This is a genomic window from Caulobacter sp. P1_B12_2 (genome assembly GCF_056406675.1).
Genome location: NZ_JBFTZS010000135.1, coordinates 1 through 10,313, shown reverse-complemented (window position 1 = coordinate 10,313; position 10,313 = coordinate 1). Strand labels below are relative to the sequence as shown.

The 10,313-nt window shown below is 67.8% G+C and carries 10 protein-coding genes; 1 reads left to right on the top strand and 9 read right to left on the bottom strand.

Annotation, left to right across the window (positions count from 1 at the left end; all coding sequences use genetic code 11):
* The 7 genes from AC1DZ6_RS10515 to AC1DZ6_RS10485 form a co-directional block, all read right to left on the bottom strand.
* The coding region (locus AC1DZ6_RS10515) for an MFS transporter (RefSeq protein WP_477097129.1) at nt 1–303 on the bottom strand (303 nt) is incomplete at its 3' end.
* On the bottom strand, nt 304–2,580 hold the full coding sequence (locus tag AC1DZ6_RS10510; RefSeq protein ID WP_477097128.1) for a TonB-dependent receptor: 2,277 nt from the start codon (nt 2,578–2,580) through the stop codon (nt 304–306).
* Nucleotides 2,581–2,821: 241 nt separating this feature from the next.
* Nucleotides 2,822–3,598: a polysaccharide deacetylase family protein gene (locus tag AC1DZ6_RS10505; protein WP_477097127.1), complete on the bottom strand. Its 777-nt coding sequence runs from the start codon at nt 3,596–3,598 to the stop codon at nt 2,822–2,824.
* A gap of 9 nt (nt 3,599–3,607) precedes the next feature.
* Nucleotides 3,608–4,447 (bottom strand): glycosyltransferase family 2 protein, encoded by an 840-nt coding sequence (locus AC1DZ6_RS10500; RefSeq protein ID WP_477097126.1) that lies wholly within the window; start codon nt 4,445–4,447, stop codon nt 3,608–3,610.
* Between the two features lie 122 nt (nt 4,448–4,569).
* Nucleotides 4,570–6,939 (bottom strand): TonB-dependent receptor, encoded by a 2,370-nt coding sequence (locus AC1DZ6_RS10495; RefSeq protein ID WP_477097125.1) that lies wholly within the window; start codon nt 6,937–6,939, stop codon nt 4,570–4,572.
* Between the two features lie 182 nt (nt 6,940–7,121).
* Nucleotides 7,122–8,120 carry a FecR family protein gene (locus AC1DZ6_RS10490; protein ID WP_477097124.1) on the bottom strand — a complete coding sequence of 333 codons (999 nt, stop codon included), beginning with the start codon at nt 8,118–8,120 and terminating at the stop codon, nt 7,122–7,124.
* Nucleotides 8,121–8,217: 97 nt separating this feature from the next.
* The gene (locus tag AC1DZ6_RS10485; RefSeq protein ID WP_477097123.1) at nt 8,218–8,757 is read right to left on the bottom strand and encodes an RNA polymerase sigma factor; all 540 of its coding nucleotides are present in this window, start codon (nt 8,755–8,757) and stop codon (nt 8,218–8,220) included.
* Between the two features lie 170 nt (nt 8,758–8,927).
* On the opposite strand from AC1DZ6_RS10485, the gene AC1DZ6_RS10480 reads away from it, so the two are divergent.
* Entirely contained in the window at nt 8,928–9,395 is a 468-nt protein-coding gene (locus AC1DZ6_RS10480; protein ID WP_477097122.1) for a hypothetical protein, read from the top strand.
* Between the two features lie 4 nt (nt 9,396–9,399).
* Here the strand turns inward: AC1DZ6_RS10480 and AC1DZ6_RS10475 are convergent, their stop codons facing one another.
* Both AC1DZ6_RS10475 and AC1DZ6_RS10470 read right to left on the bottom strand, forming a co-directional pair.
* A complete protein-coding gene (locus AC1DZ6_RS10475) occupies nt 9,400–9,879 on the bottom strand; it encodes a molybdopterin-binding oxidoreductase (protein WP_477097121.1) in 480 nt (159 codons plus the stop codon).
* Nucleotides 9,880–9,889: 10 nt separating this feature from the next.
* Nucleotides 9,890–10,313: TOBE domain-containing protein (locus AC1DZ6_RS10470; protein WP_477097120.1), on the bottom strand; the 424-nt coding region annotated here is incomplete at its 5' end.

The window sequence follows — 10,313 nt, the reverse complement described above, 5'->3', positions numbered from 1 at the left end:
GCTCCACAAGGCGCAGGCGAAGGCCAGCACGCGCGTGCGGTTGGTCCTGTCGGCCAGCCAGCCGACCGGGATCGAGATCAGGCAATAGAACAGCGCGAAATAGAGGCCGGTGATCCGGCCCAGCTGGCCGTCAGTGACCCCCAACTCGTCCTGGATCGGCTTGGCTAGTATCGACAGCAACTGCCGATCCAGGAAGTTCAGGACATAGACGAAGCACAGGATCGCCAGGGCGATCCAGGCGCCCCTTCCTGGCCGCGCGGACTGCGCGGCCAGGGGCGGAGCGACGGTGTCCACGCCCGCCATCTAGAAGTCGTAGCCCAGGCGCACGCCGACCGTGCGCGGCCGAAGGGTCGCGTAGCGGCTGGCGAGGAAGGCCTCCGGGTGGACGTAGGTGATCGAGTGGTTGTCGAAGATGTTCTCGACATAGGCGCCGACCGTCAGCCGGTCCATCGCCACCGCGAACGTGGCGTTGACGTTCTCGTAGGCGTCGGTGAAGCCATAGGTCGGGCTCTTGGTCGTGGGCTGGCCCGGCACGTTGGGGAACGAGCCCGGATAGTTTCCGACATGCTGGAACACCACCGAGGCGTTGGCCTTGGCGTTGGCCGTCAGGTCGAAGCCGTAGTTGACGTACAGCGAGCCCTGGAAGTGCGGGGCGGACAGGCGGGCGTCGTCCACGGCGCCGGAGATCGCCGCCTCGGCCGGCGTGAGCCTGTTCACCCTGGCGTCGTTGAACGACCCGTTCATCCCGACGGTCAGGCCCGTCGCCGGCGCGACCACGACCTCGAACTCCACGCCCTTGCTGATCGCGCCGCCGATATTGGTGGCGAACTGGACCGAGTCCGACACACGGTTGGCCTGGACCTGGATGTTGCTCCAGTCGATGATGTAGGCCGCCAGGTTGGCGCTGAGCGTGCCGTCGAACCAGCGGCCCTTCAGGCCCACCTCGTAGTTGGTCAGGTCATCCGACGAAGCGCCGTAGGGGATGATCAGGTCGTTGGGATTGACCACGCTGGGCCGTCCCGCGAAGGCGTTGACCACGGGGGTGCGGAAGCCGGTCGACACCGTGCCGTAGGTGGTCAGGCTCGATGACGGCTTGTACGACAGGCTGACCTTGTAGGACGGCTTGGTGGCCTTGGCCTTGACGCCGGCGCCCGCCGGGATCGGCACCATGGCCAGCGGACCCGAGATGCCGAAGATCGCATAGGTCAGGTAGGCGCTGTTGTAGCCGCCCTCGGTGAAGCCCTGGGCGTCGGTGCCGCCATAGCGCAGGCCGGTGGTCAGCCAGAGCTTGTCGTTGATGTGGTAGGTCAGCTCGCCGAAGCCCGCCTGCTCGTGCGAATTGATGTGGGTGTACTGGCGTTGATAATATTCGTCCGGAAGGCCGGTGATCCCGTGTGAAGCCAGGTACTGCGGCGAGGACCGGTAGAAATAGTCCACGTCCAGCCGGCGATCGAGATAGAAGCCGCCGACCACCCAGTCGAACTTGCCGCCCGGATCCGACGCGAGGCGCGCCTCCTGGACGAAGGTGTTCTGATAGCCGTTGGCGTCCAGCCCGAAGGCGATCCCGGCGGCGCCGAAGGTGCCGGCCAGGTCGACCCAGAACTTCTGGTCGAACTTCGAATAGGTCGACGAGCTGGTCAGGTGCGCGCCGTCGAATTGATAGTCGATCGTGGCGTTGTAGCTGGTCAGCTTGCCCACGAAGAGGTCGGGGCGGTCGGAGATCCGCTTGTTGCGGCCCAGCGACGGGATGACCAGCGAGGAGTCCTTGGGATTGCTCTTCTCGTAGGAGGCCAGCAGCTTGATCGACAGACGGTCGTTCGGCTTCCACAGCAGGGTCCCGCGTCCGCCGCCGTCGACCAGGGTGTTGGAGTTGTGGATGCCGGTGCCGAGGTTGTCGACATAGCCTTCCTCGTGCCGGTAGAAGCCGACGACGCGCAGGGCCAGCTGGTCCTTGATGATCGGCACGTTGACCATGCCGTTGTAGCGCTGGCGCACGGAGTCCGACCCCGTCAGTCCGAAATCGACCAGGGCCGAGGCGTCATACTCGTCCAGGTCCRGGTTCTTGGTCAGGATGCGCAGCGCGCCCGACAGCGAGCCCGAACCGAACAGCGTGCCCTGCGGGCCGCGGAGGAACTCGACCCGCTCCAGGTCGTACAGATTGGGATCCAGAACGGTCGTATTGCCGATCGTCGAGATCGGCAGTTCGTCGATATAGATCGCGACCGTGCTCTGCAGATTGGCGCCATAGCCGTTGGTGGCGATGCCCCGGGCCGTGAAGTTGTTGAAATTGGCGGTCGGCTTGTTGAGCACGACGCCAGGGGTCTCCCGCGCCAGCCCCTCGTACCCGACGATGCCCTTGGCCGTCAGGTCTTTCTGCGAAAAGGCCGTGACGCTGAGCGGCACGTCCTGCAGGCGCTCGTTGCGCCGCGTGGCCGTGACCACGACCTCGTTGAGCAGAGTGGTTTCGGCTTGGGCGGCGGCCTTGTCCGGGACGTCCGGGGACGCGGTCTGCGCCTGGGCGGTCATGGACGTCGACACCAACGCGGCGGCGCAGGCCGACGCGAGAAGAACTACCTTCATGCGCTTATCTCCCCGTGCGTCGATCATGGATGCCGACGCTACCCCTCAAAGCTGCACTGGTGATCGCTCTCTGTCAACACTCACTATCACGAGCGTGAATGTTGTAACGAAGTTGGAGGAACGTCGGTCGCTCACCTTTCCACCCCAGCTGGAACTGGCTTCTAGGCATGACGGTGCAGGTCGCCTTCGCGGGGCGAGCCTTGATACAAACTTGGCGGGATGCAGGCCGTAGGCCCCTCGCCTAGCCCGTCTTCAGCGTCATCGGACCGCTCGCGGGGGCTGTTGATTCGCCGAAGGCCGCCCGAGCGACGGGTTTGGCGACGGRCAGGAACGCTTCGAGGAAGCGCCAGGCGCCCTCGTCATGATCGAGATGATGAGTCAGCAGGCCCAACGGCTCGCCCCAGGCCGCCTTCGCCCGACGCTCGATCAGCAAGCGGCGGGTTCGCAGCAGGAACCGGAGCGCGCCCCGGAAGCGCGGTTCGGGCTTCCAGCGCATGACGTCCAGATGGGCGTCCAGGCGATCGGGCTCGTCCGGGCCGCGCGGTTCGCCGTAGCAAGACAGGCCCAAACCCTGCAGGCCCAGCGCCCGCTTCAGGGTGGGATGGGCGTTGTTCCAGGGCGGAACGAACAGGCTGGGCGTCACGCCGGCGCGGAAGAACACGTCCATCGCCGCGCCCAGGTCGGACATCACGTCGGCCAGGCGATCCTGGTCGTTGACCTCGCCGGAGGGCTGACCCACGGGCGCACGGTTCTCGTGCCGGAAGCCGTGGACGGCCAACTCCGCGCCGGGGATAGCGCGGCACGCCTTGGCCAAGGCCGCGATGTCGCCGTCGGGCACCGCCGCGATGGTGATCGGCGCCGCGAAGCGCACCGACAGGGCCAACAGGCGATCCAGCGCCGCCGTGGGGCCGCGCGCGTCGTCGTCGCGCCACCAGAACACCGGCGCATGGCCGCGCGTCCTCCAGCGGGCCAATTCTGGCGCGATCAGGACGGCGATCAAGAGACGGTGGAGCGACATGGCGAACGCCTAGGCGGATTGGCCCAGTCTGGTCTCCTCAAGGCCCAGGCCGATCACCGCGCCACCGGCCGAATGCACCGCCTGGACGCCGTTCAACGTCCGGATCTCGCGCGCCTTGAGGTTCGAGAGCAACGGATAGAGGCCGGCCATGATGGCGATCAGGAATCCCATGTCGCCCTCCTTGTAGCCCTTGCGCGAGACATAGCACTTGTAGAACCGGCGCACGCCCCGGAACAGATCGTCCCACAGGCTCTTGATCTTGCCGCTGTCGGCCAGGTCCTGGCCGCGCAGGGCGGTGTAGCGGTTCAGGCGCTGAACCATGTCGGCGATGTCGTCGTCGACCTTGTGCAGGATGGCGTTGTTCAGCCGCCCCCCATAGACGCCGGTGAAGGTGGTGCCGGGATGAACCCGCTCGCYCTTCCAGGTCTTGACGCCCTTGCGGAACAGCCGGGCGACCGAGGACGCGCCGAATGAGCCGCCCCAGCCATGCCGCACCAGTTGCGCGCCCACGAAGTTGTCGACGGGCACCTGGTACCAGTCGCCGGCGTCGGCGCGGGAGACCGTCTCGCGGATCTCTTGGGCCAGGGCCGGAGTCACCGCTTCGTCGGCGTCCAGCTCCATGATCCATTCGCCGCGGCAGGCGTCGACGCCGGCCGCCTTGCGCAGGCCCTCGACGGGGAAGATCCCCGAGACGACCCGAGCGCCCATCTTGCGGGCGATGGCTTCGCTGCGGTCCGTGCAACGATCCGCGACCACCACGATCTCGTCGCAGAACGCCAGGCGCTGCAGGCATTCGGCCAAGCGCGCCTCTTCGTTGTGGACGCAGACAAGTCCTGACAGGACAGACATCTAGTTTCCCCGACTTGGGGGCGGCCCTGTACGCACGCCCCCGTCGAAAAGTAGACGTCGCGAAATTCAGGGAACCTCAGAACTATTTTCGCGTTCACGCGAGCCGGGGCGCGCGCCTCTACCTAGAAGGCGTGTGAGACCAGGAGACTCCAGGTCCGGGGACGCAAGGGCGTCACCTGGCGCACCTGGCCGAAACTGAACGGATTGCCGTAGGAGAAGGTGTCGCTCGACGCGTTGGCGGGGTTGGTGACCGCCAGGGTCCAGCTCCAGTCCCGAGCCGTCAACTCAGCCGACAGGCGGCCCGTGACATAGCCGCCCATTGACGGCGAAAGCCGGCGGTCGAAGGTCAGGCGCGACTGGCCCACATATTCGAGCTCGGTCGTCAGCACCAGGCGACGGTTCACGGCCATGTTTCGCTCGTATCGCACCATGGCCCCGGCCGAGACGTCCGGAACCCCCGGCAACTCGCTTTGGGCCGCCGAGGCGAAATTGCGATCGACCTTGCTCAGGCGGGGACGGTTGAACAGCGCGTTGGCGTCCAGGGTCAGCCCCGGCGCGGCCACCACCGTCGCCTCGAGCTCCAGACCGGTGTTGCGCCCGTCGCCGACATTGGCGGTGTAGGACAGGCCCGAGGGGGCCAGATACTGGTCGGTCTGGATGTCGGTCCACACGTCGTGGAACAGCGCGGTGCGCAGGATCATGCGCCCGTCCCACGGCCGAATGCTGCCGCCGATTTCATAGTTGCGAAGATGGTCGGGCTTGAACGAGGCGCGCAGGGCCGACGGCGCGACCAGCCCGCCCGAGTTGAACCCRCCCGAGCGGTAGCCTTCCGAGGTCAGCAGATAGACCAGCCCGCCGCCGCTCCACGTCCGCTGGAGCGAGAATTTCGGCGACACGCCCGTGAACCGCGCTTTTCGATCCAGCGCTCGCGACTGGCCGGGGGCCGGCGCCTCGACCAGCGAGGTGGTGTGAATCTCGCTGCGGAAGGCTCGTCCGCCCAGGCTGGCCGTCCAGCCGCCGCCCAGGTCGTAGGCGGTCTCGCCGTAGAGGGCCAACTCGCGCCGTCGATCTCGGCGGTCCTCGAGATAGACCAGCCGCGACGGGTCATAGAACGTTCGGGCTCGCAGTTCGCCGTCGCTGTCCTCCAGGCTGGCCAGGCCGTAGAGTCCGAACAGCCAGCGGAAACGATCGGTGTCGGGGGACGACAGCACCGCGTCCTCCACCAGCAGCCGCACCTTGCTGGCCTCGTCGAACAGGCCGACGTCGACCGAGGCCGCCCCCGCGCCGTTCAGCGCGGCCGTGGCGTCGAACCGGCTGGCGAAGCGGTGGCGGACATAGCCTGTCGACGACACGAACCGGCCCCAGTCCCCTGCCCCGGTGATCGTCACCGCGCCCTGCTGAAGGACGTTGTCATGCGTCTCGCGCACCTGGTTGGCGCGCTTCTGGCCGCCTAGACTGGGGGTGGTGTACTGGCTGTCGGTGGCGTGCAGGTCCTGCCGTGCGCCGGAGACTAGGATCGACCAGTCCGGATTGAGCGCCACCGACAAGGCCGCGCGGCCGCCGGCGCGCGTGGTGCGGTCGACGTTCGAAAGGCGCAGATTGACGTCGTCCACATAGCCGCCTTCCACGTCGTTATAGGCCGCCACCCGGAGCGCCGCCCGGTCGGCCACCAGCGGCAGGTTGAGCACGCCCTCCAGGCGGCTGCTGGGCGAGCCGGATTCGGTGGCGGCCGCGCCGGCCAGAACCGATCCCGACCAGTCGTTCAGCACCGGCTTGGTCGAAACGATCCGATAGACCCCGCTCAGTGACCCGCCGCCGTACAGTGCGCCCTGCGGACCGCGCAGGATCTCCACGCGGTCGACATCGATCAGCCGCAAGTCCGGATCGGGCGCGTTGTAGGTCAGAGGAATGTTGTCGAGATAGGTGCCGACGGTCTGCTGGGTGCGGCCGGTGAAGGTTCCGTCCGACAACCCGCGCAGCATGATCTTGTTGCGCGCCGCGCCGAGGTTGGTGGTGATGAAGCCGGCGGTCTGCTGGGAAATGCTGGTCGTGTCGATCGCCCCGCTGTCGCGCAGCCGTTCGGCCCCGATCACGCTGAGTCCGCCGGGCGCGGCGCCAAGGCGCGTCGGACGCTTCGTGGCGGTGACGATCACGCTGTCGAGGGTCTGGGCGGTGGTGAGCGCCGGGTGAGCGACGCTCGGCGGCTTGGCGGGGACCGCCGGGCGGGCGGGCAGGATGCTGACCGTGGCGTTGTCGAGGATCTCGAACCGGCACGGCGCGCCGGTCGTTACGGCGTCCAGCGCCTGGCGCAGGGTCAGGACGCCGACGACGGCCTGGCTGCGTCCCGTGCAGAACGAGGCCCCCCCGAGGGTGACGCGCGCCTGCACCCCGAGATCGATCAACGCCTCGGACCGGGGCTTGGCGGGAATATGGAACCCGAAACGTGTGGGGGCTGCTCCGGAGGGGCCGGCCAGGGCCAGGCTCGACGCCATCGTCAGCACAAGGATGGAAGTGGCGGAACCCAGGCGAGCGACGGCGAACGCTCCGGGAGCCCCCGGATCGTCAGGTCGAAGTCGAAGCTGGGATTCCGTGTCCGAAATCATCGGGCTCCAGCTCTATCCCCCTAGAGCTCAAGCTTCGCGCTTCGAACGATTCCAGACCCTTGAGCAAGGCTCTAGCGCGCTCGGATCACGATAGCGTCTTCAGTCGTCGTCGTTCGGACGGGAAGCAGGTGTGACAGTCGATCGACCATCGCATCCTGCTCATCGACGATCAACACGCCGGAAAGTCGCATATTGGCGGCCTCGGCGTCGCCCAGCTTCACCGGACGCGGGAAAAGCCGGTTCATGTCGCCGGCGATCTGCGAAAGCGGCTGATCGCGATAGATCAGCCGGCCCTGACGCCAGCCCGCGACCTCCTCGACGGCGACCGTCGAGAGTTTCGCGTCGGCCGACTGGCCCTCGTGGTGAGAAAGCCCCTGCCCCGGCCGCAGCCGGAACGGGGCGGCGGACGCATCGGGCCGCACCTCGACCAGCCCCCGCTGGACGTTGACCGCCACCTGGCCGTCGCGACGCCGGACGTCGAACTGGGTGCCGACCACGCGCACCTGGGTGTCGCCCGCCGAGATCAGGAACGGCCGCGAAGAATCCTTGGCCACGTCGAAAAACGCCTGGGCGTCGTCCATCCGGACCCGGCGCGCACGGCGCTCGAAGCGCACGGTCACGCGCGAGGCGGCGTTCATCTCGATCCGGGAGCCGTCTTCGAGCGCGATCGTCCGGCGCTCGCCGACCCCCGTCACATAGGTGGTTTCGTGCGCGCCCATCAGGCCGCTGGCCGGCAGCAGAACCGCGCCGGCGACAAAGGCCGCGGCGATGGCGGCGCCGGCGGACCAGACCCAGGCGCGGCGCGCCGGCCGCAATTGAATCAGATTGGCGGTCAGGGGAGCGGCCAGGCTCGCGTCGACCGGCTCGCCCTGAGCAAGATGCGCGTCGAGGTCCAGCCGCTCATCGAGGGCCAGCGCGGCGTCGTAGGCCTGGGCATGGGTCGGCGACGCCGTCAGCCAGGCGTCGAAATCCAGCCAGTCGCGCTCGGTGACCGCCTCGCCCTGCAGGCGAACCAGCCACGCGATCGCGGCCTCGATCTCGGCGTCGATGTCCGTTTGGGCGCGCGTCATTTCGCTCCGTCCCGACGCCAAGTTGCGTCCTCGCAAGGATAAGACGTCACCAAGACGACGGAACCTCCAAAACCCGTTCCAGAAACAATAGTCGCCCTCATGACAACTTGGCCATCAGGGCCTTGAGGGCCGCACTTATGTGTTTTTCGACCGAGCTGCGGCTGACCCCCATGGCGGCCGCGGTCTCAGCGTGACTGAGACCTTCGAGCTTGTGAAGCTTGAAGGCGCGGGCGACCTGCGGCGGCAGGGTCTCGAGCGTCGCCATCATCACCTTCAAGCGCTGTCGCCCCGTCACGACCTCTTCGGCCGAGGGGACGTCCGCCACCTGCTGGTCGCCCAGCACCGCGCCCTGCAGGCTGCGCCAGCCTCCGTCGCGCGCGCTGGCCCGGGTCTGACTGCGCAGCCGGTCCAGCATCAGATTGTTGGCCATGCGGAACAACAGGGCCGAGCCGTCGCCCTCGACCTCCAGCTCGCCCTGCGCCTGGACCTTGAGAAACAGGTCCTGGATCAGGTCCTCGGCTTCGCTGACAGAGCGCAGCCGGGCGGCGAAGACGCGCACCAGATTGGCCCGCTTCTCGCCGTACAGCCGGATCAGCGGCGTGATCGATCGAGGTGGGGCGGACAGCGCGGGCTCCAAAGACTCAGTCTGGCGAACAGGTTGCGACGAAATCCGAACCTAGGCCGCTGGCGAGCGTCGGTCCAGCGTGGTGGATGACGAGTTGTTGCGATTGACTCGCAACAAACCCAGGCGCTAGATATTGCGAACCAGTCGCAACAATTGATGCGACGCCCTCGACCGAGGCCGCCATGACCCCTGACACCGTAGCGCTCCGCTGGACGTCCGGACCGACCGTCGGCGAAAGGCTGCTTCTGAGCGCCATGCGCCAGTGGGCGGCATTGAGGTCGGCGGGCGAACACCCGACACGCCTGGTCGCCCAGGCCCTGACCTTCCGCGCCTCGAACCGCACCGGCGGACTGTTCGTCGCCTGGATGCAGTCGGTGGAGGCCAGCCTGCGCCGGCCGATTCAGGTGGAATGCCCGGCCTGCGGCGGCATCTCGACGGACGAGCAGCGGCTGATGGTGTCCTGCGGGCTGGCGGGCAGCGCGACGGCGGCCGGCGAGGCCTTGCTCGAGCCTCTGCTGATCGATTCCCAGCCGACCATGGTGCTGGCTAGAGCGCTGAACGCGGCCCTGCGGGTGGACGGCTACCCCCTGCCCGCCCGGTTGCGCGGCGGTCCTGGCGAGTCGGAACCCCAACGCGTGACCGTCCACTAGCCCCCTAGGGCTTGGCCAGCCGCAGAACCTCGATCTCGCTGACCCTGCGCGCCGACCGCGCCGGCCGCAGGTCGCCCTCGGCCACCACCTTGAAGGCGCCGTCCTTGCCGCTCAGCGACACGCCGTCGGCCTTGTCGGCCAGGATGATGCGGTTGGACCGGGTGCCGGGGTCCAGCTCGGCCAGGCCGAACGCCACCTGGTAGCCGTCTTGCGCCTTGACCAGCACCACGTCGGCCATCTCCGGCCCATGAATGGCCTTGCCGGTCGGGGTCCCGACCTTGGCCAGCACGTCGATCAGCAGCGGCCCTTCATAGACGTGCTTCTCGCCATGGGCGTCGAAGGCGATGCTGACCCGCGGCAGGCTCGCCACATCGGCGGCGGTGAGGCTCGCCGCCTGCCCCGACGGTCCCTTCAGGGCCAGGGTCTGGGCGAAGGCGCCGGTGGCGAAGCCCGCGAAGCAGAGGGCGAGAACCAGGGTTTTCACGAAGCGGATCCTATTCGACGGCGAGAATGACGTTGGAGGGGGCGACGGTCGCCACCGCACGATCGCCGACGGCCGGCGGCGTCGCCGAAGCCGGCACGGTCGCGACCAGGGTCTTGCCGGCCGACAGGCTCAGGCGGATCTCGCTGACCTCGCGCCCGTCCTCGCGGTCGACCACGGTTCCGGCCAGGCGATTGATCCCATCCTCGACAGGCCCCTCGCCCAGAACGACGAAGCTGGACTTGATCAGGGCGATGGCGGGCTTGCCCAGCGCCAGTCCCAGTTCCTCGCGGCTGCGGCGGGTGATGATCGACGCGATCCGCAAGTCCTCGCCCAGATCCAGCGTGATCTTGGCGGTCACCTCGCCGTCCTCGATCGCGACGACAGCTCCGCGCAGGGCGTTGCGGGCGCTGGTCCGCAGGCCCAGGCTCCAGAAC